The 26,464-nt window shown below is 53.0% G+C and carries 27 protein-coding genes; 24 read left to right on the top strand and 3 right to left on the bottom strand.

What is annotated here, in order from left to right; genetic code table 11:
* The first annotated feature begins 29 nt into the window (after positions 1-29).
* From AC3G2T_RS30990 to abc-f, 14 genes are all read left to right on the top strand, one after another.
* Entirely contained in the window at positions 30-389 is a 360-nt protein-coding gene (locus tag AC3G2T_RS30990; RefSeq protein WP_474686595.1) for an Asp23/Gls24 family envelope stress response protein, read from the top strand.
* Between the two features lie 28 nt (positions 390-417).
* Positions 418-2,160 (top strand): DAK2 domain-containing protein, encoded by a 1,743-nt coding sequence (locus AC3G2T_RS30985; protein ID WP_488437916.1) that lies wholly within the window; start codon positions 418-420, stop codon positions 2,158-2,160.
* 25 nt (positions 2,161-2,185) lie between these two features.
* A complete protein-coding gene (locus tag AC3G2T_RS30980; RefSeq protein WP_488437915.1) occupies positions 2,186-3,046 on the top strand; it encodes a DegV family protein in 861 nt (286 codons plus the stop codon).
* Between the two features lie 3 nt (positions 3,047-3,049).
* Positions 3,050-5,095, top strand: coding sequence for an ATP-dependent DNA helicase RecG (gene recG, locus AC3G2T_RS30975; protein WP_488437914.1), 2,046 nt, complete (start codon positions 3,050-3,052; stop codon positions 5,093-5,095).
* Positions 5,096-5,238: 143 nt separating this feature from the next.
* Positions 5,239-5,385, top strand: coding sequence for a hypothetical protein (locus tag AC3G2T_RS30970; RefSeq protein WP_488437913.1), 147 nt, complete (start codon positions 5,239-5,241; stop codon positions 5,383-5,385).
* A 330-nt stretch (positions 5,386-5,715) separates the two neighbouring features.
* Positions 5,716-6,528: a hypothetical protein gene (locus AC3G2T_RS30965; protein WP_474686600.1), complete on the top strand. Its 813-nt coding sequence runs from the start codon at positions 5,716-5,718 to the stop codon at positions 6,526-6,528.
* Positions 6,529-6,614: 86 nt separating this feature from the next.
* Positions 6,615-6,881: a DUF1294 domain-containing protein gene (locus AC3G2T_RS30960; protein ID WP_474686601.1), complete on the top strand. Its 267-nt coding sequence runs from the start codon at positions 6,615-6,617 to the stop codon at positions 6,879-6,881.
* Positions 6,882-7,093: 212 nt separating this feature from the next.
* Positions 7,094-7,774, top strand: coding sequence for an SOS response-associated peptidase (locus tag AC3G2T_RS30955; protein ID WP_474686602.1), 681 nt, complete (start codon positions 7,094-7,096; stop codon positions 7,772-7,774).
* A gap of 102 nt (positions 7,775-7,876) precedes the next feature.
* On the top strand, positions 7,877-9,040 hold the full coding sequence (locus AC3G2T_RS30950; RefSeq protein ID WP_474686603.1) for a metallophosphoesterase: 1,164 nt from the start codon (positions 7,877-7,879) through the stop codon (positions 9,038-9,040).
* Between the two features lie 5 nt (positions 9,041-9,045).
* Complete coding sequence (locus AC3G2T_RS30945) at positions 9,046-9,600, top strand: hypothetical protein (RefSeq protein ID WP_488437912.1); 555 nt, start codon at positions 9,046-9,048, stop codon at positions 9,598-9,600.
* A gap of 31 nt (positions 9,601-9,631) precedes the next feature.
* A complete protein-coding gene (locus tag AC3G2T_RS30940; RefSeq protein ID WP_488437911.1) occupies positions 9,632-10,627 on the top strand; it encodes a CobW family GTP-binding protein in 996 nt (331 codons plus the stop codon).
* A 1,093-nt stretch (positions 10,628-11,720) separates the two neighbouring features.
* Complete coding sequence (locus AC3G2T_RS30935; protein ID WP_474686606.1) at positions 11,721-11,921, top strand: hypothetical protein; 201 nt, start codon at positions 11,721-11,723, stop codon at positions 11,919-11,921.
* A 28-nt stretch (positions 11,922-11,949) separates the two neighbouring features.
* On the top strand, positions 11,950-12,408 hold the full coding sequence (locus tag AC3G2T_RS30930; RefSeq protein WP_474686607.1) for a Fur family transcriptional regulator: 459 nt from the start codon (positions 11,950-11,952) through the stop codon (positions 12,406-12,408).
* 310 nt (positions 12,409-12,718) lie between these two features.
* On the top strand, positions 12,719-14,563 hold the full coding sequence (gene abc-f, locus AC3G2T_RS30925; protein ID WP_488437910.1) for a ribosomal protection-like ABC-F family protein: 1,845 nt from the start codon (positions 12,719-12,721) through the stop codon (positions 14,561-14,563).
* Between the two features lie 43 nt (positions 14,564-14,606).
* Here the strand turns inward: abc-f and AC3G2T_RS30920 are convergent, their stop codons facing one another.
* Complete coding sequence (locus AC3G2T_RS30920; RefSeq protein WP_488437909.1) at positions 14,607-15,677, bottom strand: polysaccharide deacetylase family protein; 1,071 nt, start codon at positions 15,675-15,677, stop codon at positions 14,607-14,609.
* Between the two features lie 196 nt (positions 15,678-15,873).
* On the opposite strand from AC3G2T_RS30920, the gene AC3G2T_RS30915 reads away from it, so the two are divergent.
* Entirely contained in the window at positions 15,874-16,911 is a 1,038-nt protein-coding gene (locus AC3G2T_RS30915) for a WD40/YVTN/BNR-like repeat-containing protein (RefSeq protein WP_488437908.1), read from the top strand.
* A 2-nt stretch (positions 16,912-16,913) separates the two neighbouring features.
* Here the strand turns inward: AC3G2T_RS30915 and AC3G2T_RS30910 are convergent, their stop codons facing one another.
* Positions 16,914-17,411 carry a GNAT family N-acetyltransferase gene (locus AC3G2T_RS30910; RefSeq protein WP_488437907.1) on the bottom strand — a complete coding sequence of 166 codons (498 nt, stop codon included), beginning with the start codon at positions 17,409-17,411 and terminating at the stop codon, positions 16,914-16,916.
* 434 nt (positions 17,412-17,845) lie between these two features.
* On the opposite strand from AC3G2T_RS30910, the gene AC3G2T_RS30905 reads away from it, so the two are divergent.
* The 8 genes from AC3G2T_RS30905 (at position 17,846) to AC3G2T_RS30870 (ending at position 25,225) form a co-directional block, all read left to right on the top strand.
* Complete coding sequence (locus tag AC3G2T_RS30905; RefSeq protein ID WP_488437906.1) at positions 17,846-17,983, top strand: hypothetical protein; 138 nt, start codon at positions 17,846-17,848, stop codon at positions 17,981-17,983.
* Entirely contained in the window at positions 17,980-18,348 is a 369-nt protein-coding gene (locus tag AC3G2T_RS30900; RefSeq protein ID WP_488437905.1) for a PfkB family carbohydrate kinase, read from the top strand. Before AC3G2T_RS30905 ends, AC3G2T_RS30900 begins: the two co-directional genes overlap by 4 nt.
* Positions 18,345-18,629: a hypothetical protein gene (locus AC3G2T_RS30895; RefSeq protein WP_474686614.1), complete on the top strand. Its 285-nt coding sequence runs from the start codon at positions 18,345-18,347 to the stop codon at positions 18,627-18,629. Before AC3G2T_RS30900 ends, AC3G2T_RS30895 begins: the two co-directional genes overlap by 4 nt.
* Before the next feature lie 119 nt (positions 18,630-18,748).
* Positions 18,749-19,399 (top strand): gluconate 2-dehydrogenase subunit 3 family protein, encoded by a 651-nt coding sequence (locus AC3G2T_RS30890; RefSeq protein ID WP_474686615.1) that lies wholly within the window; start codon positions 18,749-18,751, stop codon positions 19,397-19,399.
* Positions 19,392-21,098 carry a GMC family oxidoreductase N-terminal domain-containing protein gene (locus tag AC3G2T_RS30885; protein ID WP_488437904.1) on the top strand — a complete coding sequence of 569 codons (1,707 nt, stop codon included), beginning with the start codon at positions 19,392-19,394 and terminating at the stop codon, positions 21,096-21,098. The genes AC3G2T_RS30890 and AC3G2T_RS30885 overlap by 8 nt, the downstream gene beginning before the upstream one ends.
* A gap of 292 nt (positions 21,099-21,390) precedes the next feature.
* Positions 21,391-22,929: a spore germination protein gene (locus AC3G2T_RS30880; protein WP_474686617.1), complete on the top strand. Its 1,539-nt coding sequence runs from the start codon at positions 21,391-21,393 to the stop codon at positions 22,927-22,929.
* A complete protein-coding gene (locus AC3G2T_RS30875; protein WP_474686618.1) occupies positions 22,926-24,095 on the top strand; it encodes a Ger(x)C family spore germination protein in 1,170 nt (389 codons plus the stop codon). The genes AC3G2T_RS30880 and AC3G2T_RS30875 overlap by 4 nt, the downstream gene beginning before the upstream one ends.
* Before the next feature lie 32 nt (positions 24,096-24,127).
* Complete coding sequence (locus AC3G2T_RS30870; RefSeq protein ID WP_488437903.1) at positions 24,128-25,225, top strand: GerAB/ArcD/ProY family transporter; 1,098 nt, start codon at positions 24,128-24,130, stop codon at positions 25,223-25,225.
* A gap of 48 nt (positions 25,226-25,273) precedes the next feature.
* On the opposite strand, the gene AC3G2T_RS30865 is transcribed toward AC3G2T_RS30870, so the two are convergent.
* Entirely contained in the window at positions 25,274-25,447 is a 174-nt protein-coding gene (locus AC3G2T_RS30865) for a hypothetical protein (RefSeq protein ID WP_474686620.1), read from the bottom strand.
* 237 nt (positions 25,448-25,684) lie between these two features.
* Here AC3G2T_RS30865 and AC3G2T_RS30860 point away from each other — a divergent pair, with 237 nt between their 5' ends.
* The gene (locus AC3G2T_RS30860) at positions 25,685-26,434 is read left to right on the top strand and encodes a DUF1906 domain-containing protein (RefSeq protein WP_474686621.1); all 750 of its coding nucleotides are present in this window, start codon (positions 25,685-25,687) and stop codon (positions 26,432-26,434) included.
* Positions 26,435-26,464: the final 30 nt, after the last annotated feature.

Below are 26,464 nucleotides of genomic sequence, written 5' to 3'. Positions count from 1 at the left end.
AAGTGAAAACCTTAAGGAGTTGTTTACAAATGTCTATCGAACTCTCTACCGAATTCGGAAAAGTAACGGTTACGGACGAAGTTATATCCATACTGGCAGGCTCCGCGGCTTTGGATTGCTACGGACTTGTCGGCATGGCGACGAGAAAGCAGCTGAAAGACGGCATTGCCGAACTGCTGGGCCGCGATAATTTGAGCCGCGGCGTCGAAGTGCGCCGGGAAAACGGACGCCTTGAGATCGACCTTTATATCATTGTCAGCTACGGCACCAAAATATCCGTAGTGGCCGGCAACGTCCAAACGAAAGTGAAATACGTGCTGAATGATGTCGTCGGTCTGGACGTTGACGATGTGAATATTTTTGTGCAAGGCGTCCGAGTGGCCAAATAAACCCCCATAACCGGGAAGGAGAATCGCTTTGAGTAAGCGCTTTATCTCAATAAATGGAAATGACTTCACTGCCATGATCTTAGCGGGAGCGGATAACCTGCGTCAAAATATCGACAAGGTTAACGGATTGAACGTGTTCCCCGTTCCCGACGGAGATACAGGCACCAACATGAATATGACGATCGCCGCCGGTAGCGAGGAGCTGAAGAAGAAGCCATCTTCCCATATTGGTAAAGCGGCCGATGCGTTGTCCAAAGGATTGATGATGGGGGCCAGGGGAAACTCCGGCGTCATTTTGTCCCAGTTGTTCCGCGGCTTTGCCAAACATGTCCATGACATGGAGACGGTAAATCCCGAGCAATTTGCGGCTGCGCTGCAGCAGGGCGTGGAGACCGCTTATAAAGCTGTTGTCAAGCCTGTGGAAGGGACCATTTTGACGGTATCCAAGGAAGCCGCCAAGCAGGCTATCCAGCACAGACGGGGCGGCGACATGCTCAGCCTGATGCAGGATGTGCTGCAGAAGGCGAAGGAAGCTTTGGCCAAGACGCCGGAGCAGCTGCCCGTATTGAAAGAAGTTGGGGTCGTGGATGCGGGCGGACAAGGCCTTGTATGCATCTACGAAGGCTTTGTGGCATCGCTCGGAGGAGATCTTGCCGTGCCCAGCTATGAATACGCTTCGTTGGATTCACCGATGCTCGCCGTTTCGGCCCTGACTTCTCTGAATTTGGCCAAAGAAGCGCATGCGCATCTTCCCGCGCAAGCCCGCCTGGCGACCGAAGACATCGAGTTCGGTTATTGCACCGAATTCATGCTGACGATTGCTCCGGGCAAAGTCAAGGGGCTCGTGTTCGATGAAACCCGGTTTCGCGAGCAGCTCGGCCGGCTCGGAGATTCGCTGCTTGTCGTGGCCGACGATGAGCTGGTGAAGGTGCATATTCATGCGGAATATCCAGGGGAAGTCATGAACCAGGTGATGAAATACGGCTCCTTAAGCCGTATCAAAATAGAAAATATGCGCGAACAGCATACTCATATTATTGAAGGGTTTGAACAAAACGGCGAGGCTTCCGCAAGCGGTTTGCCCGGCGAAGCGGAACCGGCAGCGCCAAGCAAGCCTTACGGTTTCGTAGCCGTCGCACTTGGCGGCGGAATAACCGAGATTTTCTCCAGCGTAGGCGTGGACGTCGTGCTGTCCGGCGGTCAGACGATGAACCCGAGCACGGAGGATATCGTCAATGCGGTAAACCGGATTGATGCCGGCACTATTTTTGTGCTGCCGAACAATTCCAATATCATTTTGGCGGCGCAGCAGGCGGCTGAGTGGGTCGAGCGCAAGACGGTTGTCGTCATTCCGACGAAATCGATTCCGCAAGGGCTGGCGGCCATTCTCGCCTTCCAGGACAAAGCGGACGCGGCGGCCAATACCGAAGCTATGACGGAAGCTTTGAAAAGGATCAAGTCGGGACAAGTCACTTACGCCGTCCGCGATACAAATATGGACGGCATCGAGATCAAACAGGGTGATTTTATCGGCATTGAGGACGGACGCATTGTCAGCTCGCAGCCGAGCCTGATGGACGCCTGCAAAAAGCTGCTGCAGGAAATGGTCGGGGAAGGCAGCGAAATTGTTACGATTTTATCCGGGGAAGATGCGACGTCCGAGAACACGGATGAACTGGAAGCTTTCATCCGCGAGAAATATCCGGAAATGGAGATCGAGCTTCATCCGGGAGGGCAACCGCTATACGCCTACATTTTCTCGGTAGAATAGATTCGTGTAAAAGGGGTGAACTCTGTTGACCAACATTCGTATCGTTACGGACAGCTCGGCGGACATTCCCGTGGCGGTCCGGGAGGCGCTGAACATCGAGTTCGTTCCGATCAAAATTAATTTCGGTGACCAGGAGTATTTGGACACGGTGACGCTTCATACAGAACAGTTTTACGACAAATTGAGAACGTCCGGACATTTTCCCAAAACGTCGCAGCCGTCTACGGAACAGTTTTTGTCCGTTTACCGAAAGCTGAGCGGAGAACCGGACACGGAGGTCATCTCCATAAATCTGTCGTCCGCGCTCAGCGGCACGTACCAGTCGGCTATGATCGCAAGCGCGATGCTGGAGGAGGAAACCGGATTCAAGGTGCACGTTGTCGATTCGCGATCGGCTTCCTACGGAACCGGGGCGCTTGTCATCGCTGCCGCGGAGGCGGCGCAAGCCGGCCAAAGCGTGGAGCAAATTTTACAGCTGATCCGCACGATGAGAGAGAACTTTTATATTTATTTTTTGGTGGATTCGCTGGAATTTTTGCATAAGGGCGGGAGAATCGGCAAAGCTTCGGCTTTGTTCGGTTCTCTGCTTAACATCAAGCCGATTCTTTCGATCGATGCGGAAGGAGAGGTTGCGGCCGTAGATAAAGTCCGCGGCCACAAAAAAGCGATAGCCCGCATTCTGGATCTGCTGGATGCGGATTTGGCAGGGCGTGGCATCCGCCGGCTGTATATCGCGCATGCCAACAACAGGGAAGGGGCGGAGCAGCTGAACGAAGCCATTACGGAGCGCTTCAGGGTCGCCGGGGGCGAATTTATTACGCTCGGACCTACCATTGGCGCACATGCCGGTCCGGGGACGATCGCTGCTTTCGTCAGCACGGTGTAGCAAATGGATTTGAATGTGATATCAATCCGCGAAGTCCATGGAGTCGGCGCTCAAAAAGCGGTTGAGCTGAACTCCATGGGCATTTTTACGGTTATGGATTTGCTCGAATATGTGCCGTACCGGTACGAGGATTATACGGTTCGCGAGCTATCCAGTGTGAAAGACGGGGACCGCATAACGGTGCAGGGCACCATTATCGGCGAGCCGGTGCTGCAGCGGTACGGCGGAAAGTCGCGGCTGTCGTGCAAGGTGATGGTCGACCAATTCATGCTGACGGCGGTTTGGTTCAACCGCCATTTCCTGAAGGACCGCCTGCGGCCGCAGCAGGACATTGTCCTGACCGGCAAGTGGGACGGCAAGCGCAGGCAGATGAGCGTGTCCGATTCGGAATTTCCCGGACAAGCGGGTTCCAAGACCGGCACCGTTCAGCCGGTCTACTCGATTGCAGGCTCCATTACGCAGAAATGGATGCGCAAAACGGTCCAGCAGGCGCTGACGCAGTACAGCGCCATGGTGGGGGAGATGCTGCCGCAGTCGCTGATCGGCAGGTACGGGTTTATGTCGCGCGGCAAGGCGCTGTCCGTCATCCACACGCCGGGAGGCGTGGAGGAAGGGAAGCAGGCGCGGCGGCGCATGGTGTACGAGGAGCTGTTCCTGTTCCAGCTCAAGCTCCAGGCTTACCGCGCGGTCACGCGCAGCCGTGCGGACGGGGTCCGGCAGCAGGTCGACCTGCCTGCCGTGCGCGCCTTCGTGCGCGCTCTGCCCTTCCAGCTGACGGAGTCGCAGAAGAAGGTCGTGGGCGAGATCCTGCACGATATGCAGGAGCCGTACTGCATGAACCGCCTGCTGCAGGGCGACGTAGGCGCGGGCAAAACCGTCGTCGCGGCGATCGCGCTGTACGCGACGGCAGGGGCCGGCTACCAGGGGGCGCTGATGGTGCCGACGGAAATTCTTGCCGAGCAGCACAAGCGCTCGCTCGACAAGCTGTTCGAGCCCTACGGGCTGCAGGTCGCGCTGCTGACCGGGAGCTCGACCGACCGCCAGCGGCGCGACTTGCTGGCCTCGCTGCAGATGGGCATGATCGACGTGCTCGTAGGCACGCATGCCCTCATCCAGGAGGACGTCTACTTCCGCCAACTGGGGCTCGTCGTAACGGACGAGCAGCACCGCTTCGGGGTGAACCAGCGCAGCATTTTGCGGCGCAAGGGCATGAACCCCGACGTGCTGACGATGACGGCGACGCCGATTCCGCGCACTCTCGCCATCACGGCGTTCGGCGATATGGACGTCTCAACGCTGCGCGAGCTGCCGAAGGGCCGCAAGCCGATCAAGACGTACGCGGTACAGCACGCCATGCTGGAGCGCGTGCTCGGTTTTATCGACCGCGAGGTCGCGGCAGGCCGGCAGGCGTACGTCATTTGTCCGCTCATCGAAGAGTCGGACAAGCTTGACGTGCAGAACGCCATCGACGTCCACATCCAGCTGCAGCAGCATTTTCCGCGCATGCGGATCGGCCTGCTGCACGGCCGGATGAGCGCGCAGGAGAAGGAAGCGGTCATGCAGGAATTTAAAGAAGGCACCGTGAAGACGCTCGTGTCGACCACGGTGATCGAGGTTGGCGTAGACGTGCCGAACGCTACGCTGATGGTCGTCTACGACGCCGACCGCTTCGGCCTGTCGCAGCTGCACCAGCTGCGCGGGCGGGTCGGCCGCGGCGAGCACCAGTCCTACTGCGTGCTCATCGCCGATCCGAAGACGGAGGTCGGCAAGGAGCGCATGAAGGCGATGACGGACACGTCCGACGGCTTCGAGATTGCCCGGCGCGACCTTGAGCTGCGCGGGCCGGGCGATTTTTTCGGCACGAAGCAGAGCGGGCTGCCGGATTTTCGCATCGCCGACATGATGGTCGACTTCGAGATCATGGAGCAGGCCCGCGACGACGCGGCGGAGCTCGTTGGCGACTCGTCCTTTTGGACAGGGGCGGCGCACATGCCGCTGCGGGCGTATTTGCAGCGCGAGCAGGTGTTTGACAGCGAGGTGCTGGATTGATTTTGAACCGGCGGCGGGGATGACGGCCTGAGGTAGCGAAATTCCGGCGCGGGGCTGGGCGGCCAGGGCTAAAACAGTGAGGCCCTAATTTGAGGGACAGCCGCTTTTTCTGGGTGTGCATCTCTCCTCGTGAGGTCGCGGAATTGAACAAAATGGGCAGAGAGCACCGTGGCAGGGAAAAAAACTGCGAAAGTGCAGGTTTTTCCTTCGAAATGGGTTATTTTGGCGAAAAGCCTGCGATTGTGCAGGAATTTCCGGCCACGGTGGCGCGTACCTTGAGTTTTAGCTGAAAAACCTGCACATTTGCAGGAACTTGTCGAGCCAAGGGCCGGCTGTGGGCAAAAGGATGTACTTTTGCAGTTTTTTTGCACGCTGCCGCTGTCGGTGAAGCGGCTAATGATGCGCCGGCTCCAGCAAGCGAGCTCTTTGAGGATGTCTGCCCGGATCCGAGCGTTGAGGTACAAGTTTTGAGGTAATTTTGAGGTAGCCGGGAGGTTATCTCTTTTTTTATTTGACAGTGAGAATCATTATCATTTAAAATGATTATATGCTTGGTTCAATTTTTTGGATACATGACAAGGAAAGCGCCGTCTGCTTTTGAAATAAAAGGAGTTGATTGGGTGGTCGAGCGTTCACATAATGAAGAGCCGCACGATTTTCTTTTCCATTTTTCATCGATAAAAATAGTTAGCGACGATGTGCTTGTCGCCGCACCGATGGGCAAGGGCGTGTTTATGAAGCGCAAAGAAGGCGAGTGGGAAGGACTTCGCGCCGGTTTGCCGGAAGGGGCGCATGTGAACCGCCTCATCGTTCAGGACGCCCGTCTTTTCGCTTGCACGAATAAAGGGCTTTTTGAATACGAACACGGCAACGGGCTGTGGCAGGATTCGGAGCTGGCTGTCGGATGCTACCAGTACAAAGAAATTGGCGGCAGAGCATGGGCGGCCACACCTTACGGTTTGTGGAGCAAGCAGTCGGCCTCCTGGCATAAGATGGCTTATTCCCATGCGATGGTGTACGACTTTCAATTTTTTCCCGAATTTGTCGTTTTGGCCGTCGACTTTGGTCTCGCCATTTACGATCGTTTGGTCGGTTCCTGGGCGGAATTTTCCGTTGGTCAGGCCGTGACGGGTCTTGGTCTTTATCAAGGGCACATTTTGGGCGTTACCGAGGACGGGGCGCTTTTGCACGGGAACAAGCAGGGGAAGTTCGAGCAAATCCGCTTCGCCAACCTGTTTCTGTTTTCGATCGTGACCAAAGGCCCGGAAGTTTATGTATGTTCGGATCGCGGCTTGTTCCGCATCGGTTACATCAGAAACCGGATTACGCTTCTTTCGGTTAGACTCGGTTACCCGGTGACGGATATCGACTGCAGCAGCGACAGTTTGTATATGGCGACTTTGTTTCAAGGTATTCAAACGATGGAGCGATAAGGCAAGAAACATTTGACCATACCTGCATTCGATCTTAAGATGATAGTATGCGTGGCTGCTATTTTGAGGTTGAAGGGGTATGGACATTGACCTATTTCATCGTTTTTTTGATTGCTATGAACGTTATTGCTTTTATCGAAATGGGCTATGACAAGGGCCAAGCGAAAAAAGGCGGGCGCCGGGTTCCCGAAAAGCGGCTGTTTGCTTTTGCCGCCCTCGGAGGGGCGATTGGCGGATGGCTCGGCATGCGCGTATGGCGCCACAAAACGAAGCATCGCTCGTTTGTCATCGGCATGCCGCTGCTGATTGCTTTGAACGCGATCTGTGTCATCATTATTGCCATGCAGAAATAAATGGCTTGCAGCCGAGCGATGGGAGAACAGCTGCCGACAGGCGGCTTTTTTCATGTTCGGCTATGTTGTGCTTGCGCCGCTTTGGGGATAAGCCCGCGGGGGCGTCTTTCGTGCTTTTCCGTCTTTTTGCCTGCCGAAGCTTTGCGAGCGAATTGACGCAGCCCGTTGTTTTTCTCATAATGGAGGAAGCGGATGCTGAGGAGGGGTGCCGGATGTGCGGACGCTATACGATCACCATAACGCTGGAGGAGCTTATTCTCCGCTATCATATTGATGCGCCTGTTTTTTCCTATCATTTGCCCAAATACAATGTGGCGCCGGGGCAGTCGGTGATGGCTATCGTCAATGACGGGGAAAAGAACAGGCTCGGCGAATTGCGCTGGGGGCTCATTCCGGAATGGGCCAAAGACGATAAAATCGCGTACCAGACGCTTAACGCCCGGGCGGAGACGCTTGCGGACAAGCCTGCTTTCAGAACTCCGTTCCAGCGCAAGCGCTGCATCATTCCCGCAGACTCTTTTTATGAGTGGAAGGGGACGGGCAAAAACAAGCAGCCGATGCGCATTTTGTTCAAAAGCAGGGAGCTGTTCAGCTTCGCCGGGCTGTACGACACGTGGATGTCGCCGGAAGGAAAGCGCATTTCAACCTGTACCATCGTTACTACGACGCCAAATGAACTCGTTGCAGACATACACGATCGCATGCCTGTCATTCTGCGGCCGGAAGAAGAGGCGGTATGGCTGGACCGCCGCATCACGCAGCCGGAAGTGCTGCGGCCATTGCTGAAGCCGTATCCGGCGGACGAGATGACGGCATATCCGGTTTCGACACGGGTCGGCAATGTGCGCAATGACGATGCGTCCTGCATTGAGGAAGTGAACCTGCTGTTCTAGAAGTCTGTCCGACGAACTGTGTAGAGCGCCCGGCGAACAGTACAGAAAGGATAAGTACACAAATTAAACGAGCAACTTCGGAGAAAACGGGAGAGCGGCTATATGAAACCACGCGTCGCAGCAATCATTGCCCTTGTATTGATGTTAGTTATTGTTGTCAACGGTTATATCGGATGGCACGGGCACATCTTTTTGTCTCATTTATTGGGTCCTCTGCACTACCCGGTAGTATACTGGATCTGCTTTTGGATCATCGCGTTATCTTATTTGATCTCCGCGGTTGGCAGACGGGTGCTTCCCGAGCGGCTTAAGAACGCGTTGAAAATCACCGGTTCATACTGGTTCGCGTTCATGCAGTTTGGAGTCATTTTGCTGCCTGTCGCGGATTTGGCCGCTTGGCTGCTCTATCTAGCTTCGGTTCCGCCGGATGCAATTGTCAAACTTCTCGGAAGCCTGGTTGCGCTTATTTTCGCCATTTTGCTTGCGTGGGGCTCCTACAACGCGCGAAGTCCGATCGTCCGCAAATACGAAGCGGTCATTTCGAAACAAGCAGGGGACTGGAAACAGCTCCGCATCGCTGTCGCATCGGACATTCATCTGGGCACGATCGTCGGAAGACGCCATCTGCAGCGGCTTGTAGACAAAGTTGGCGAGTTGCAGCCGGATTTGATTCTTTTGCCGGGCGATGTGATCGACGATGACATACAGCCTTTTATTCGCAAAGATATGGGAAGCGTCATGCGTCACCTGCGGGCCCCATTGGGCGTCTATGCGGTGCTCGGCAATCATGAATACATCGGCGGCCACATTCCGGCTTTTGTGGAGCAAATGGAAAAGATCGGCATTCGCGTGCTTTTGGATGAGACGGTGCACATTGCGGATCGCCTGTTCGTCATCGGCCGAAAAGATAAAGCCGCCGAACATACGCCGGAAGGAAGAAAAACCCTCGATACTCTGTTCGAAGGCGTTGACCGGAGCGAGCCGATTATTGTGATGGATCACCAGCCGTATCATCTGGATAGAGCGGCGGACGCGGGGGCGGACGTCATGCTGTCCGGCCACACGCACAGGGGCCAAATAGCCCCGAATCATTGGATTACGGGACGTTTGTTCGAGCTCGACTGGGGATTTTTGCGCAAAGGCGATCTTCACGCCGTCGTATCTTCGGGATTCGGCACATGGGGACCGCCGGTTCGGCTGGGCAGCCGCTCCGAGATCATTGAATTGACGATCCATTTTCATCCGGAAGAAGGAAAAGAGGACTAGACGACATGCAGGAAACGGACAAAAAACTAATCACGCCTGTTGAGGCTGCTGCGGCCATGATGCAGTTGACTATGAAAAGCATTGAAAACGGCTGGGAACACATCAGACCGGCCATAGCCGCCTATTTGACGGAGCCGAGTCTCTCGGAAGCCAAAGAAGACGAGTTGATCAAAGAAATTTATATAGCGGCTTTAGCGCTGGAAATTTATTGCATTCCTCATGCGTTTGAGCCCGAAACAGCCCGATTAATCGGTGCAGGGATCGGGGAAATTATGGCATCCGAACATTTTGCCGCCCATCATTTATCGGAACCGTTAAGCGCGCTGTACCTTCCGCAATTCGAACAAGTCAGCGGCACACTGCCTGCCGATCATGCGCTCTCGCTTGTGGAAGAAGCAGCCCGGATTTTGTACGATCGCCTGGAACTGCCGCTTAAGCCTTTGAACAGGGAGCAGAGCCTGCTGTGGGTGAAACTGCTGCCATTTTTGATTCAGCTCGTCGGCAAATGGCCGATTTTGCTGAATAAATTTGCTATTGAGACGAGCCCGGACGGGCTGTAAGCATAAATGCACCGAGGGGGAAGCGGCTGACATGACAAGGAAAAGAGCCAGCGTATTCGTTTTGTCGGGATTTCTGGGAAGCGGCAAGACGACATTATTGAAGCAAGCCATTCATTATTTTCAAGAATCGGGCCGCAAGCCCGCAGTCGTTATGAACGAGATCGGCGAGGTAAATTTGGACGGCCAGTTCATGGATGCCGAAGTTCCGATGGCCGAGCTGCTAGGGGGCTGTATTTGCTGCTCGAGCCGCGGCGATCTGGCCGTTTCGCTTCAGGATCTCATCGCCGGGGAGAAGCCTGACTTGATTTTCATCGAGTCTACGGGCATCGCCAATCCGATGGAAATATTGGACGAGGTTACGGATGCGTCCATGGTCCTCCCGGTGGAGCTGAAAGCCGTCATCACCGTCGTCGACGCGCCGCAGCTGCTGCAGCTAAGCCGTACCAGCAGAGGCAAAACGTTCCGCCTCATGCAGGAGCAAATACGGTGCGCGAATATGCTGCTGTTGAATAAAACCGACCTTTTGCCGCCGCAAGAGCTGCAGGAGGCGGAAGCGCTGGTGAACGAGTGGAACCCGTATGCGGCAAAAGTGTACACGGTATTCAGCCACATCGATATGGGGCTGCTCGAAGCTATGGAAGCGGACAGTGCTGAAAAGCCGGCACCGGAGCCGCAGATGAACGCCGGCGAATCCAGCCATAGCGGCAGCCATCACCACCATCATCATCACCATTCGCATGATCATGTGATGGCGTACACGCATTTTTTCGAGCATGCGGTAGATAGCGGCGCTTTTGAGCAGTTCGTCAGCAAGCTGCCGGCGGAAGTGTACCGCGCCAAAGGAATTCTCAGCTTCTCGGATACGGCGAGCCGGTTCATGTTTCAATTTGCCTACCGGGAAATGGATTTCGTCAAAATAACGCCGAAGGGCGAAGTGCCTGACGTAGCCGTATTCATCGGCGAAAATTTCTCCAAAGAAGCGGTAAGATCGGCGCTGCTGGAACTTGAACGGGCCGGCGAGGTTTGAAAAACATAAATAGCGCGATCAAAATCACCGGCTTAGCCGGTGGCATCCATCAGCCCTATAAGGGCATGTTACATGCAAGCGCCGCTAAGGCGCACTGAAAGTCTGCCAACCGCGTGCTGCCTCGTTACCACGGGTAAGCCCCTGAAAAGGGGCCTCTTTACCGCCCTTTTTCAGGGGCTTACCTGTAAACAGGTTCGCGAATCATTTGGGTTCGTCGTCCGCCTAGCGACAGACAGGATGGGGATGTTCGGCACATGCAGGCTGGCGTGCTCGATCTCCAATCGGCTGCGTCGGGTGGATGCTGTCAGCTGGTTGCCATGAGACGGCCTATTACAGTCCCTTTTGCGCATTCTGTATGATTTTTCGCATACAAAAGTCATCTTTACCGCTGTAGGCATCGATTCTGTTCGATTTTTCACATTTATTTTTCGATTTTACGAAATCAGCACAATTTCTGTATGAAATTTCGAGCAGATTTCCACGATTCGCAAGTGGTAGCGGTTGGCAGACCGGCTCCCCACTTATCATTCGAGTCCAGGGGATGTCTACTCCTGGCTATAAGCTTTCCTGAACCCTAGTCGAACCGAGGGGGGGTTCGTAAACAAAATCAAAATCCGGGCCTTGGAGCCCGGATTTGCTTGTTGCGAGTAAAAAAATGCACTAGCCAGCCGTCTGCAAGCAGATGTGCCGCTGCCGCGCCGCCCTGCTGTCCGGTAGCTCCCGGCACAAAAATCGTTTTGTTCAGAGCAGACCCATTAGTTTCTCTCCTTATGCATGAATAAAGTTCATTCCGGCTGCCCCGGCACCTGGGCAATCGGTACGGTTTGTTGAAATTTTATTTAAAATGTTATATTTACGTATGGAGACACTTGAGATAATAATACTTACGAAAAGTAACGAGGAGATTGCTCCGCAAATAAACGTTCATACAGGACGATCGGTTAGTCTGCTTTATGGTCCGTAGGTTTCCCGGCGCTAACGAACCGGTTTAGCGTTATTCGTCCTTATTTCTTCGTGGCTGTGTTGTAACGAACCTGAGCGTCTTTATGCGGCTCACCGATCGTTCAAACGGACGGTTTACCACGAAATAAGGGTGTCTACGTACTCCATCATTTCCCGGTTGTATTTGCGAAGAAATGCGGACAGCATCAGCATTGCAAAAGCGGGAATGGGGAGAGACAAGGATGACCCGTTCTCGGGAGTAAAAACCGGATTTTTCACGGCAAAAGGGGGAAGCAGCGAAGGCAAAATCGGTTTCTCGCTTGACTCCAATGGGGCATTTGCGGCACTATAGAAGTTAATATTCCATTGATAGAGGAGCAATGCAAGTGGGCACACATGCGCATACCATGGATCAGATGCTGCAAGCTATGTCTCAGCATGGCTGGAGAATAACGGAGCAGCGCAAAAGTTTGGCAACGTTGTTTGCGGAATCGGGGAGTTATTTGTCTCCTAAAGATGTTTATGAATATATGAAGCAAAAATATCCGGGCGTCAGCTTCGATACGGTGTATCGGAATTTGCGTCTGTTAAGCGAAATGGGCGTTTTGGAACAATTTCATTTGGCCGACGGGCTCAAATTTAAAGCAAGCTGCCTTTCGCACCACCACCATCATATGATTTGTGTCAGCTGCGAGAAGACGGTCACATTTGAATTTTGCCCGATGAAGCATTTGACGGATTTGCCGGACAATTTTGACGTGCAAAGCCACCGTTTTGAAATATTCGGCTATTGCTCGGATTGCAAACCGGCTGCGGCAGGGGCTCCGGTGGAGCACTGAGATCGGGCAAGATGATTATAACGATTTGTTCCCTTGCTTTTTGGCTTGCCGGGAATATATAATGGAGCCAACTTGTAGAACTCGGAGGTACCTTTAGACCGATGAATTAATGACCCCCCATTCATTTTCTGCTAATCGATGATTCGATGGAAGCGGCAGACTCTGCGTAGTACAGTAGAGCGAATGGGATTCGTATGTCTAAAGGGGCGACTGCGCTTCTTTTTCATATGCAATGAAACATTCGTTCTTTCTGACCGCGGGCGGCTGCCTGCGGTTTTTTTGCATTTGAATTTAAGGAGGCGGCGAGTCGATGACTTTGCTTATAAAAGCTAAAGATGTTACGAAGGAATTTGCCGGGAAGCCTGTTTTTGAACACGTCGAGCTGGACATTTATGCAGGGGAACGGATTGCGATATACGGGCGCAACGGCTTTGGCAAAACGACGCTGCTCCGCATACTGGCCGGGACCGTGCAGCCGGATCGGGGGAAAGTCGAGCGCAGGCTGGGCGTAGAAGAGTGGGGCTGGATGGAGCAGCTTGCCGAGGCTGACGAGGCGATGCCGCTGCTGGCCTACGCCGAGTCGGGCAGCCCGGCGTACTGCGCAGCGAAGCGCGAGCTGAATGAGCTCGAAGAGCGAATGAAGGACGCGCCCGCTGGCGCCATGGAGCGTTTGCTCGCCGAGTACCAGGAGGCGGCAGAGCGATACGCGCAGTTGGACGGCTACCACTGGGAAACCCAAGTGGAGCGAAAGCTGCAGCAGCTCGGGCTCGGGCGCGAGCTGTGGACGATGCCGCTCGGCCGGCTGAGCGGCGGGCAAAAGACGCGCGCGCAGCTGGCGCGTCTGCTGGTGCGCGAGCCGCAGCTGCTGCTGCTCGACGAGCCGACCAACCATCTCGACGCGGAGTCGCTCGATGGGCTCGAAGCATGGCTTCGTGCTTATCCCGGCACCGTCGTCTTCGTCTCTCACGATCGCTATTTCATCGATCGCACGGCAACCGGCCTGTATGAGCTTTCGCCTTCAGGCTGCAAAAGATACAATGGCGGGTATTCCGACTACACCCGCCAAAAAGAGCTGGAGCATCGCACGCAGGAGGTGCTCTACCGCAAGCAGCATCAGCTGCGGGAGCAGCTGGAGGAAAGCATCCGCACGTATCGGCAGTGGTTTCATCAGGGCGAGAAAAACGCCCGGGTGGCCGAGGTGCCGATACAGCGCGGGTATTTCCAGGCGCGGGCCGGCGCGCATGCCGCGCGGATGAACGCGAAGATGAAGGACCTGGAGCGCCTGGAGGCGGAGCGGGTCGAGAAGCCGCGCGAAGCGGCGCAGCTGAAGCTGAAGCTCGGCGCAGGCGAGTTTGCTTCGCACACGCTCGTGCGGCTGGAGCAGGCCGCGTTCGGCTATGGCGGACGCGAGCTGTTCGCCGGGCTCAGCCTTAGCGTGGACAGAGGCGACAGACTGGCCGTGCTCGGTCCTAACGGCGCCGGCAAATCGACGCTGCTCAAGCTGCTCATGCAGCAGCTTGAGCCTGCGGCTGGCCGCGTGTACCAGCACCCGCGAACGGTTCTCGGCTATTTTTCGCAGGAGCTCGACAATTTGGACGATCAGAACACTTTGCTGGACAGTCTGCTGGCATTGCCTGCGATGACCCAGACGCAAGCCCGGACTATTCTCGGCTGCTTCCTGTTTTCCGGCGAAGACGCCCGCAAAAAAATCGGCGATCTGAGCATGGGGGAGCGGTGCCGCGCCGCATTTTTGAAATTGTACTTCAGCGGGGCGAATCTTCTGGTGCTTGACGAACCGACGAATTATTTGGATATCGACACGCGGGAGCGGATTGAGCAGGCGCTGCTCAATTTTCCAGGCACTATGGTTTTCGTTTCGCACGACCGCTACCTGATCCGCAAATTGGCGACGAAGCTGCTTTGGCTTGGCCCGGAGTCGCCCCCGGTCTCGTTCGCCGGCACTTACGACGAATACATGGAGTCGCGGAGCGAACGCGAACGTTCTCCGGAATTGCTTGAGCGCGACAATGAACGGAGGCGGTTGGAACTGGCTTTAACGCGTCTGATTGGAGAGGAAGCGGGAAGTCCCGAGGCTGCTGACGAACAGCTGCGGCAAATTCGCAGCATCAAATCGAGACTGGCCGAGCTGGATTAAAGCAAAAAGCCGGGTGTGCACTTTAGCGATGCACCCCGGCTTTTTATTTGCTTTTGGAAACGTGCAGCAGCTCGGGCACAGTCACAAAGGTATAGCCGTCCGCTTTGAGCTTGCTGATCATCGGGCCGATCGCCTGGACGGTTCCGTTTAAATTTTGGCTGTCAGCTCCTCCGGAATGCTGCAGGATGATGGAGCCCGGCTTCATTTGGCGCATAATGTTGTTCAGCACCTGATTGGTTGTTAAAGACTTCCAGTCCAAAGAATCGACGTTCCAGTTAACGATTAGGTACTGGTGATCGGCAACCCACTTGACCTGTTCTTCATTGATGGCGCCATAAGGAGGGCGGATCAGCTTGGGGGTATACCCGGTTAGACTTCGCAAAACACGCTCCGTCGTTTCGATCTGGCTTTGAAAGCCGTCTACGGACAGCTTGGGCAAATAGGCGTGGTTGTAGGAGTGATTGCCGATAATATGCCCTTCTCTGACGATGCGCCGAACGATGTCAGGGTGGGCCTTGGCCTTGGAACCGACCAGAAAAAAGGTTGCTTTGACATGTTTTTCTTTCAGCGCATCCAGCACCTGCGGGGTAAACCGGGTATCCGGGCCATCATCGAACGTCAGAGCTGCTTTCTTTTCATTAGCGGAACCGCGAATTTTGAACGTATTCGGATACTTGACGATAAGTTCGGACAAAGAAAGTCTTCTTGCCATGCTTTTTGCTTTCGACTCGGTTTGGTGGACGGGAACCGCAGGCTTTTTCGCGGCTTCGGTTTTTGGCGAAGTCTTTTTCGGTTTCGGTGTTTTCGTCGGCGCCGGGATCGGAGTCGGAGTCGGAGTCGGTACGGCCGATGAACCCGGCTGCGCTTGCGGTGAAGCGGGTAGAGGCGAAGCAGCAGGAAACATGCTTGGCGCTGCCGATCCTGCCGCAGCCGGAGAAGGCTTGGCATAATCGCCTGCTCCCTGGCTGGCGTTAAAAAGGTTGTTTTCGTTCAGGCCGTAAGTTTCGTGCGGGTAGCTCTCGCCATGATACGTTTTGTTTTTCGACGCTCCGCAGCCTGTCGCGAGCAGTATCAGCAGGCAAGCAATGGCAGTCGACTGCAGCGGCTTGGTCATGGCAATCCCTCCAGAGTGATTAATCCCCTTTAGAGTTTGTTGCGACGCCGCATCTTATCCCATGCAATATGCCCCATGCGCCATATGCAAGGGCCGGAGCCGGCTCCTGCGGTGAACCATTTCGCCGGACGCTTCGTCTTTACAAGTACCAAGCCAAGCCAAGCAGCTTCTTTGGCGAAATGGGAGGTTGAAAAGCATGGCTGTTCTGTACATGAAAAGTATCATTTTTTTCCTGCTTTTTCTTGTAAGCGCAGGTTGTTCCGTCTACGAACCTTCCAGCTCGGCAGCTGCGAAGGCGATTTCGGCAGAGCCAGTTTCAGCAGAACCGTCTTTTGCCGCACCGGGGCCCGCACTTTCCGTACAAGGTCAATCATCGTCTGATCTCCGCTCCCAAATGAAACCTGCGGATAGTATCGTATTTGCGGATAGCCTTAATGGTTTTGGAATGATGCGCGACGGTGACGCCTACGTGTTTATGCAGACCGATAACGGGGGAGAAACGTGGACGGCCAAATATACTTTTCATCGGGAAACGGCCGTTTACGGGATGTCTTTTTTGAATAAAAAAACAGGCTGGGTGCTGGCAAGCACCGGCGGTTCGGGAACTAATGAATTGCTGCTGACTTCAGACGGGGGCGAGACTTGGGAAGTGATTGCAGGAAATGTGCAGGAGCTTGGCAGCGCGATCGAAAAGCCGTTTTTTCGGTTTTTTGACAGGCAGAACGGATTGATTGCCGTTAATGGAGCCAAGGGGTTTCAGCTTTTGCGGTCGCAGGACGGGGGGCTGACCTGGACGTTGTCGGGCATTCAGCAGCTGCCCAAAGACGGGCGCGGGGTGTTCACCTTCGTATCGCCGACGAATGGATGGTATGCCGCGGCGACTAAAAAAGCAAAGGCTACGGTACTGTACCATACCAACGACGGAGAAAACTGGATCGAAACGGGGAAGCTGAGGGGAGATCAGGAGCCGGCGGCTATCGCGTTTTCGGACGCACAGACCGGATGGCTGCTTCTCGGCAACCAATCCGGCTCGGGAACGCAAGGATGGTCTTTGCTGCGTACGACGGACGAGGGGCAAACGTGGGTACAGCACTATTTTCCCGCGTCGTTCGATCCTGCTCCGAAAAATGTGTATATGACGGCTGTGCAAACCGACCGCTGCTGGATTATGAGCACGAACGGGCTGTGGCGCTCCTTGAACGGCGGCTTGAACTGGAACCGGCTCGCTTCGTGAATTCAGCCGATTATTTTTTGATAAGTTACGATATCGAGGAATTTGCCCCATTTGAAGCCTACTTCTTTAAAATGCGCGCACTGCGAGTAACCGTGCTTTGCGAATGAGCGGATGCTGCGGTTGTTCTCCGTGCAAATCGTAGCTACAAGCGAATGGAAGCCGTTTTGCGCGGCCACTTGCTCAATAAACTGAAGCGCGGCGCTGCCCACGCCCTTGCCGACGCATTCGTGATGCAAATAAATCGTCACTTCGCCGGTGGAATCATAAGCTTGTTTTTTCTTATGCTGCGTCACTTGCACATAGCCCTGCCTGCTGCCATCCTGAAAGATCACGTAAGTCCGATACCGCTCGCTGGCAAAAACGACGGATTCCGTAAACTCGTCCAATGTCACGGGCTCCGTATGGAAAGATACCGTCGTATTTATCGCGTAATAATTATAAATATCCATTAGAACCGGAATATCTTCCTCTTCCAGCTGCTTGAAAATGACCTTGTTCATGTTGTTCTTCTCCTTTTGAACTTCATTTTAAAACATATTCTCCGCAGGAAAGAGAATCCCTTTTTGCTTTGTCGTGTAGCCACAAACCGGGCAGCTCGGATATAATAGGCACTAGGAGTGTATCACTGTTGTTAGGGCAGCAGAAAAGCCTGCGAAAGTGCAGGTTTTTGCTAAGGCTGCGGCCCGTTTGACGGAAAAGCCTGCGATTGTGCAGGAATTTTCCGCGAAAATGAGTCTTAGCCCATGATCGTGGCGAAAAGCCTGTACAATTGCAGGAATATGTCGCGGCTTGCTGTATCCATCGAGCAAAAACTGCACTTTTGCAGGTTTTCTTCGTGTGCAGCCAGGCAGATTGTGCACTCGGACCGGGCGTGTAGGTTTATGCGGGCAGATGGGCTGCCGGCATGCGAGTTTGCAAGGGGGAGCGAAACGTTTTGAAACAACCTACAATCGTTGTGGTCGGCAGCTTTAATATGGATATGGTCGTCAGCGCCGAGCGGATGCCGCGTATCGGAGAGACGATTACCGGACAGTACATCCGGTATGTGCCCGGCGGATTCCGGTCATATTGAATCCTGCGCCGGCCCGGGAGCTTTCCGATTCGCTGCTTCAATCGATCGATGTTTTGACGCCTAACGAAACGGAGTTCGAGCAGTTGTCCGGGCACTCCATTGAGCATATTAATGAAGAGGAGCTCGCCGGGCTGCTGCTTGCCTGGGAACGCAAGCACGGGCATCGGGTATGCCTGACACGCGGAAAAGCAGGCTGCTCGTTTGTGCAGGACGGCAAGCTGGTCACGCTTCCCGCGCCGGCGGTTGACGTTGTCGATACTACGGGCGCGGGAGATGCGTTCAACGCGGCGCTTTCCTACGGATTATGCTGCGGATGGACGTTCGAACAGCCGGCATATAGAAGCAAGATGGGGGGATTGGCATGACAGGGAATATGAGCTATATTTTGGCCATCGCAGTCGGCATCATCGTTCTGGCTGTTCTGACCTTGATGAATTTCCGGAAAATGAGCCGCACGAAGGCCGATCTGACGATGCTGAAAAAAAGAACGCTGCTTTGGACGGAAATTTCTTTGGCGCTTTTTTTGATCCAATTGTTTTTTCGCAAGGAGGACATGGGATTTCTGGTGTTTTTCGGTTTGTTGACCTTGTTTACGGGCGCGCATTATTTGGGTGTCCGCTACTATTCGAAACGGCAGTCCGGGTAAGCGGCAAAGCCAAATCCGTAAGCTGCCTCCGGAACAACAAAAATAACGAATAATGTATGAATCCTTAAAATAAACTGGATATGATCAGGGAAATCCCGGTTGTGACGAGGAGGACTCCAATGAATCCGGTTCATGCATATGATTCATACGCAGATTTACTCACGATTTCAACGTTTAAAGCGCTGGTTGAAGCGATCGTTCCGTATACTCCCATGTTTGGAGCGGAACAGGCGGCAGGTGCGGCGGAATTGGATATTCAAGGGTATATGGTTTGGGAATTGAACCATAATCTTTCACTTTTTTTGGGAACTCATTTAACCGGAGTTCCCTTAGCTTCGTCCACCGCCGAACTGCTGAATGCCGGAGCAGCCCAGTTTATTGCGTCCGGCCAAGCGCAAGATCCTCTCCATTTTGCAGTCTGGGAGGACGGATCTTTCGCCGGTCTCTCGCCCCGCGACCGCATTCGGGTATTGGCGATGCTGGAGCAGCTCGATGTCGATCTGGGAAGCTTGCCGCCCCCGTACAAAGACGACGGAGGATTCGTCAAATACATCGTGGATTTTTTGGTTCGGATGACGATGTTCGGTTATTATTCGGAATGGTCCGCTTACGGTTCGACACGTTTGAATACGCCGACTCAGCGGAGGCTGGAGTATTTTCCGATCAGTTGGAGGCAGGTCGGGTATCCGGGCGTATCCAAAGGCTATCGCGCCCTTCGCGGTTATTTATTGACAATCGTACGCGGAGAAGGAGGGAGCCCGAATGCTTGATGCCGATGTGATCGTAATCGGATCCGGAGGCGGAGGCGCCGTCGCGGCCAAGGAGCTTGGAGAAAAAGGACTGAAGGTGTTGGTTCTGGAAGCGGGGCCCTGGTATGGCAACGGCAAATGGCCGAACCCCAATGCCGAACGCGGCGCGGAGTCGAGCTCCAGTTACGCCGATCTGGATGTGAAGCTGTATAAACAGATTTATAACTCGTATGAAAACAACATAAACGACGGAATATCAGGCGTATTCCGCTTCGGACCGGCCGACCGCCGCCGTTCGCCCTGGCACCGGGTTTTGCCTCAGAAAGGCGATATTTGGCAGCTAGCCGGTGTCGGAGGAACGACGCAGCATTACTGGGCGCAGTCGCCGCGCGCTTTTCCTATTGCCGTCGATAACGTCTGGCCAATCAGTTACCGGGAGCTCATTCCGTATTACGAAAAAGCTGAAGCTACATTGCCCGTTCAGTTTGCGGCGGCGGCTCCGAAAGAGGAACTTTTTTTCTACGGGGCTAAAAAGGCAGGGTGGTCTTTGATTCCGACGCTTGATGTCGTAACCCCGGGCTATCGCCCGCATCCCAACGCGATTCTTCGCCCGAACGAGCATCTGATGGACCCGGGCTATACGATGGAGCAGTTATCCGAAATGGAAGGGTGCAGCCTTAGAGGACATTGTGTCAACGGGTGCACGACGGGTCCCACGGTCGACAAAATCGCCAAACGAAGCACTTTGGTCAGCTATGTCCCGCTTGCGCTCAAGACCGGAAATGTTACGATCCGGCCTAATGCCTTCACGATCAAAATTTTGACTAAGCATGATCCAAAAGACGGTCTGTGCGCAAGCGGAGTACAGTTTCGCGATACGTGGACCGGGGAAATCGGCGAGCTTTCGGCGAAAGTTGTCGTGATGGCAGCCGGCTGCATCGAGTCGCCGCGCCTTTGGCTGAACTCCGGGCTGCCCTACAACGAATGGGTGGGGAGAGGTTTAACCAACCATTATTTTGATTGGGTTTCGGGCATATTCGATGAAAAAGTGTTGAACAGCATATTGGGCATTCCGGTGGCCGATCCGTTCGTAGGCAACACCTCGGGAGGCAGAGTCGATATTCCGGGGCTCGGTTCTACGCAAGTTTCCGGTCTGAGTCCCGGATTGTCCGCCTTTATGACCTACGGCTTCAGCGAAGGTGGCTTCAATTCACTGAACCCGCCGGAACCGGGGGCGCCATGGGATATTCGCGGCAGAGCCGTCGGCCCTGAATTGAAGGAGCTGATGTACAACTACCGCAGAACGATGAGCATGCTGATTCTCACGGACGACGAGACTCTGTACCACAACAGGGTGACGGTCGATCCGCTTCTGAAAGACGAGCACGGGCCGGTTCCGGTCATTCACTATACCCCCGGCAAAAAAAGCATACAAAGGCGCGATCAACTGGTCAAATATTCAGCAGAGATTCTTCAGCACGCCGGGGCCAAAAAAATCATTCGATCGGATTTGCCCGCCGGATTTTTTCTCCATATCGAAAGTACGATGCGCATGGGATATGTGACGGATACCAACTGTGAGGCGCAGCAGGTCAAGCGGCTATATATTGCCGACAACAGCGTACATTTCAACGGTATCGGAGGCCCTAATCCGACGCTTACGACGCAGGCGCTGGCGACGCGCACGGCAGAGAAGCTGGCGGATACATATTTCAGTTAAATCAAGCAGGCAGGCCGGGAGTAAATCTCCTGCCTGCCTTTTTGCCGTTCAGCCCTTGGTGACGGAGTAGTAAAGCACAAGCCCCGATAAAGCGATAATAAACAAAAAACCGACGATTTTCCATATGACTCCATTTTTCATTTTTTTCGGCTGCCTTCATTTTTTTATCGTTTGCTTTGTTTTCAGAATTCCGCGAATGGAGGGATTATATACCATGGATAATGATTCATTTTCTGAATGAGTCTATTCCTAGTTGGAAATTTTAATGAATAAAGAAAAGGTGAGAATAGCCATGTTTTTTAAAAGGCTGCTGTCTTGGCGAGCGAGAGAACAGACAGAGAGGTTCAAAACTGAATATGCGATCGAAGGGGACCTGTTCGACAATTTGGACGACAACGAACAATGGTTGAAACAAACATTTAGTCAATGCATGGATCTGAAAATGAGAAGAGTCCAAGCATTCGGTTCGACTCCGTGCCTGTTGGTCTTTTTTCAAGGACTGGTTGATACCGTGCGGTTGGACGAGGAGTTATTAAAACCCCTGTTGCAAAATCGATCGCTGAATTGCGGCGCAGCCTCTCAGATACTGGAAATCATGGAGAGCGAACTGGTTCCCGTTGCAAGCGCGATAATGGTTTCAACGAAGAGTGAGACGGTGCAGCGCATTTCCAGAGGAGAAACCGTTCTGTTGTTGGAATCCGCCAAGCAGGCCATCACGATACATATGAAAGAAGGTCAACTTCATCGTGCACTGAAGGAACCTGAAACGGAGTCGGTCATTCGCGGTCCGCGGGTCGGCTTTATTGAGAACATCCATTCGAATACGGCATTAATTCGCCAGCAAATCCGCACCCCGCAGCTGAAGATAGAGAATATGTCGGTAGGAGCAGTTACGCAAACGGATCTGGTTATTTTATACATGGAACATATCGCTTCACCGGAAATTGTCTGCGAAGTGAAGAAGCGCATCTCGCGAATCGATATGGACAGCGTTCTGGAATCGGGCTACGTGGAAGAAATGATCCGGGATGCGCCCTATTCGCCTTTTCCGGTCATGCATATGACCGAACGGCCGGATACGGTATCAGCTTCCCTTCTGGAAGGGAAGGTGGCGATATTAATTAACGGAACTCCGATGTCTTTGATCGTGCCGGTTACTTTTTGGCATGGATTTCAATCGGCTGAAGATTATTATACAAGCTTCATTTTTTCTACATTTGTTCGATGGCTGCGGTACCTCTTTGGTTTTTTATCCTTGACCTTGCCATCGCTTTTTATTGCCGTTATGACCTTTCATCAGGAAATGATTCCGACAAGCCTGGCTTTAAGTCTTGCTGCCGCAAGAGAACCTGTCCCTTTTCCGACGTTCATGGAAACGCTGCTGATGGAAATAACTTTCGAGGCCATCCGCGAGGCGGGAATACGCCTTCCTCGTCCTGTCGGCCAGACCATTAGTATTGTGGGCGTGCTCGTCATTGGACAAGCTGCCGTTCAGGCAGGAATCGTGTCCACTCCGATCGTCATGATCGTGTCTTTGACGGGAATAGCTTCATTTTTGATTCCCAACACGAATATGAGTCAAGCGATTCGCATTTTACGTTTTCCCCTTATGCTGTTTGCTGGCATGTTCGGCTTGTACGGTTTTATGGCAGTCATGATTGCGCTGCTGATTCATCTTGTGAATCTGCGTTCCTTCGGGGTTCCCTATATGACCCCGGTTGCTCCATTCCATCCATCCGGAATATGGGATGTTATGGGCAGAGCCCCTTGGTGGGTTCTGCACAAGCGCCAGCATCGCGTTCGACCAAAACAGGAGTTGGAGAAACAATGATTCGAATGAAATGGTGTCAAGCGGCGGTCCTTTTCCTTTGTCTCACTTTATTTACAGGCTGTTGGGACAGGACCGAACTTAATGATCTTGCGCTTGTCGTAGCCAGCGGCATGGATCTTGTCGAGAACGGGCAAGTAGAGTTTACTTTTCAGATTGCCGTGCCTTCAGCTCCGACCGGCTTGATGGGGAGCGGGGGGAAAAACAAAAAGTCTGTTCTGGTCGTCTCGGAGATGGGGAAGGACGGTTCGGATGTGCTTGCCAAGCTGCAGCAGCGATTGTCCCGGAAAATCTCTTTAGGCCACAGGTCGGTTACGATTATAGGTGAAAAATACGCCAGACACAGGCTGGACCAGATCATGGATATATTTTTGCGTTCGCCCGACAGCCGGTATTCCGTTTATTTATTGACCGCGCATGGAACGTCCGCCAAGGACATTTTGAAGGCTCCATATTTGCTGGAAACCATCCCCGGTACCGCCATCAGAAAAATGCAATCCAGCCGCATCAGCCTGTCCCTGAAAGTAGACGAGTTTCTGAACGCCATGTCTTCATTTGGGAGATCACCGGTTACAGGAGCGATCCGGCTGAGTGACAGTAAGAATGCGGATGCTCCATTCGTGATTAACGAAGCGGCCGTGTACCGCGATAATCAGTTGGCCGGATTTTTGACGGAAGAAGAAGTAAGGGCATTGCAGTGGTGGAGAGGAGAGCTTAAGAACGTCAATATAACCGCACAGGTTGAGCCGCCGGACAAAGATTTTAAGGGAACAGCCGACATGATTGTCTTGAAGGGCCGTACGGCTATAAGCACGAAGGTTAAAGACAACATGCCGGAAGTAACGGCTATTTTTAAGGTGAAAGGAAGAGTATTGGAGAACGATACCAGGCTGGATTTGAGCAAGGCCGAAAATTTAAAACGTATCGAAAGCAAAATATCCGATGATCTGAAAAAACAAATCGTCAGCACATTCAATCGCGTACAGAAACAATTGAAATCGGATATTTTCGGTTTAGGCGAAGAAATCCATATCCGTCATGCCGCTTATTGGAAAAACAACAAGAGCCGCTGGAACGAAATCTATCCGCAGGTTCCGGTTCACATCGAGGTTCAGGTCGCAATTGAGCGCGTCGGCAGAACTCAGGCGCCTGCGAACCTGAAGAAATAGAATAATGAATCGTGAGAAGAGGGTTGTCAAGGATGAAAGTAACCGGCCTTCAAGTTTTCTGGATGATCACTATCATGGAGTTGGGAATGACTTTATTGATGACGTTTACGCCCAGTCAGCAAGCAGCGAAGCAAGATGCATGGCTGTCTGTTCTTATCGCCGGAAGCATCGCATTATTGGCTGCAGTAATTACAACCAAGCTTGTGCGTCTTCATCCGGATCAGACCTTCGTACAATTCAGTCAAACGACTATGGGAAAATGGATCGGCAAGATCGTCATCGTTATTTATCTTGTCCAGTGGTATACCATCATTCCCATCGTCCTGCGCCAATTCAGCGATCTGCTGCGGATTTTGCTCTTTCATGAAACGCCGACAATAATCATTGTTATCATTATGATCCTGCTTACCGTGTATGTGACCTATTCCGGGGGGATCGACGGGATCGGACGCTGCAGTGAAATTTTAGGTCCCCTGATTATTATCATGGTATTGCTGGTTCTCGCTACAAGCATTCCCAACATTTATTTCAAGAATCTGAGGCCGTTTTATGCAGACAGCGGGCTTATGGCCATCTTCAAGGGGGCGCTGCCGCCTGCATCTTATCTTGGACATGCGGTTGAATTCGTTATGCTCTCAACGTTTCTCTTTTCTCCGCACAAGGGAGCGCCCTACGTCATTTGGGGTGTGGTAGTAGCATGGCTCTGTACGCTGTTATCGATGATCATGGTCATTATGACGGTAGGCGTCAATCTCACATCCAAAATGTGGTATCCTTTTTTCGAAATGACCAAAAAAATATCTATTTTTGGATTTATAGAAAATTTGGACGCGATAGCAGTGATCATTTGGATAGCGAGCGTATTCATTAAATTGTCCATTTATATGTTTGTAACCAGCTACGGAACGGCACAATTTTTACAGGTGAAAAATTGGAAGATGATGATTTGGTTTATTGCCCCGGTTGTCATGATCTTTTCGTTATTTCCCCAAAATATTTCCGAAGCGACCGGCAATTATTTGAACAATTATTGGGTTCCGTTCGTGCTGCCCGTCAATATGCTCGGTCTGCCTCTGCTTCTGCTGATCGTCGGAACGATCAAGCAGAGAAACGCCGCAAAGCCGCAATAGCTGGAATCAAGTGGCGGGGCTTTTTTGCATGGCCGCATTTAAAGCCTCCTAGTCATCGTGCCAGCTCTTCGGTCTGGTTTTTGCTTGGGTTGTAAATTTATGGTACCATTTTCTTTTCTTCTTTTGCTCCATAATGGTCCGCAATTGCAGCATCAGAAGTTTAGCCCGGTCTTCGTCTGCATATTTGTTTCTTAATTGTTCGAAAATGTTATGATCCCGCAAATGATCGCCTTCCTTTTCTGACTGACTGCTTAACAGGCGAACGCCTTCATGATAGAACTCCGGATTTTGGCAAACGTATGTTCTGTGACCCATAATATCACAATGAGAAGCGTTAGGGAATGGGTATTTTCCATTTCATGGGGCGTTTTCGGCGAATAGGCGGCTTTGCGCTTGCCGGGCAACCGTCCGCTTCGGGTTTGTCCAACGCTGAATAATGTGAATGAAGGGGAGGTGAAAATGATGGGAAAAGGATTTGATTGTGCAACGCCTTTGACTTCGACTACGGCTCCGATGTTTGCCGGCCAGGGCTATACGTTCGCAGGCCGTTATTTGGCGGAATCCGGTTCATGGAAACGGCTGTCTCCGGAAGAGGCGCAGCAAATTACGAATGCGGGCCTTTATATCGTTTCTTTTTTCGAGCGTTACGGGAATCGGGCCCGCGAAGGAGCGGCGGCAGGCACCGAGGATGGAAAGCTCGCCTTGCAGTACGCGCAGGAAGCCAAGCAGCCGACCGGGTCAACGATCTATTTTGCGGTCGATTACGATGCTCCTTCCACCGACTTCGACGCTATCGAGGCGTATATGAGGGCGGCAGATGCGCGAATTACCGGCTATGAACTGGGGGTATACGGCTCTTACTCGGTCGTTAAAGCGATGAGCGATCGCGGAGTCACAGCGAAGCTTATGCAAACTTATGCATGGAGCTACAGCCAGAAGTTCGATTCAATCAGCATTTATCAATATCAAAATGACGTTACCGTCAACGGAGTTGCAGTCGATTTGAACGAATCCAACGGAAATGCAGGGGGGTGGAAAGTAGGCATGGCTATTCAACAAACGGCTTCGCTGGATGCCGGCGTAGCTCAGACTGTCATTAATACCTGGATTTCTCCGGCTTGGCATGCAACGAGCGACCAGCAGCAAAAAGATTACCTGCATTGGCTGGCCAATCAGCTTCGAATCGCGTCCGGGCTGCCGCAGGAATGACGCGGGCATTTCTATTGAAACTGCCGAATA

The sequence above is a fragment of the Paenibacillus sp. sgz302191 genome (assembly GCF_057749925.1).
The sequence above is the reverse complement of the archived record's forward strand: the minus strand, read 5'-3'. Positions and strand labels throughout refer to the sequence as shown.

Bases quoted from the DNA above. Each gene is read 5' to 3' on its own strand.
- AC3G2T_RS30990 (WP_474686595.1), top strand. From the start codon at position 30: ATGTCTATCGAACTCTCTACCGAATTCGGAAAAGTAACGGTTACGGAC.
- recG (WP_488437914.1), top strand. From the start codon at position 3,050: ATGGATTTGAATGTGATATCAATCCGCGAAGTCCATGGAGTCGGCGCT.
- AC3G2T_RS30955 (WP_474686602.1), top strand. From the start codon at position 7,094: ATGTGCGGACGCTATACGATCACCATAACGCTGGAGGAGCTTATTCTC.
- AC3G2T_RS30950 (WP_474686603.1), top strand. From the start codon at position 7,877: ATGAAACCACGCGTCGCAGCAATCATTGCCCTTGTATTGATGTTAGTT.
- AC3G2T_RS30945 (WP_488437912.1), top strand. From the start codon at position 9,046: ATGCAGGAAACGGACAAAAAACTAATCACGCCTGTTGAGGCTGCTGCG.
- AC3G2T_RS30940 (WP_488437911.1), top strand. From the start codon at position 9,632: ATGACAAGGAAAAGAGCCAGCGTATTCGTTTTGTCGGGATTTCTGGGA.
- AC3G2T_RS30930 (WP_474686607.1), top strand. From the start codon at position 11,950: ATGCAAGTGGGCACACATGCGCATACCATGGATCAGATGCTGCAAGCT.
- abc-f (WP_488437910.1), top strand. From the start codon at position 12,719: ATGACTTTGCTTATAAAAGCTAAAGATGTTACGAAGGAATTTGCCGGG.
- AC3G2T_RS30920 (WP_488437909.1), bottom strand. From the start codon at position 15,677: ATGACCAAGCCGCTGCAGTCGACTGCCATTGCTTGCCTGCTGATACTG.
- AC3G2T_RS30915 (WP_488437908.1), top strand. From the start codon at position 15,874: ATGGCTGTTCTGTACATGAAAAGTATCATTTTTTTCCTGCTTTTTCTT.
- AC3G2T_RS30910 (WP_488437907.1), bottom strand. From the start codon at position 17,411: ATGAACAAGGTCATTTTCAAGCAGCTGGAAGAGGAAGATATTCCGGTT.
- AC3G2T_RS30895 (WP_474686614.1), top strand. From the start codon at position 18,345: ATGACAGGGAATATGAGCTATATTTTGGCCATCGCAGTCGGCATCATC.
- AC3G2T_RS30890 (WP_474686615.1), top strand. From the start codon at position 18,749: ATGAATCCGGTTCATGCATATGATTCATACGCAGATTTACTCACGATT.
- AC3G2T_RS30885 (WP_488437904.1), top strand. From the start codon at position 19,392: ATGCTTGATGCCGATGTGATCGTAATCGGATCCGGAGGCGGAGGCGCC.
- AC3G2T_RS30880 (WP_474686617.1), top strand. From the start codon at position 21,391: ATGTTTTTTAAAAGGCTGCTGTCTTGGCGAGCGAGAGAACAGACAGAG.
- AC3G2T_RS30875 (WP_474686618.1), top strand. From the start codon at position 22,926: ATGATTCGAATGAAATGGTGTCAAGCGGCGGTCCTTTTCCTTTGTCTC.
- AC3G2T_RS30870 (WP_488437903.1), top strand. From the start codon at position 24,128: ATGAAAGTAACCGGCCTTCAAGTTTTCTGGATGATCACTATCATGGAG.
- AC3G2T_RS30860 (WP_474686621.1), top strand. From the start codon at position 25,685: ATGATGGGAAAAGGATTTGATTGTGCAACGCCTTTGACTTCGACTACG.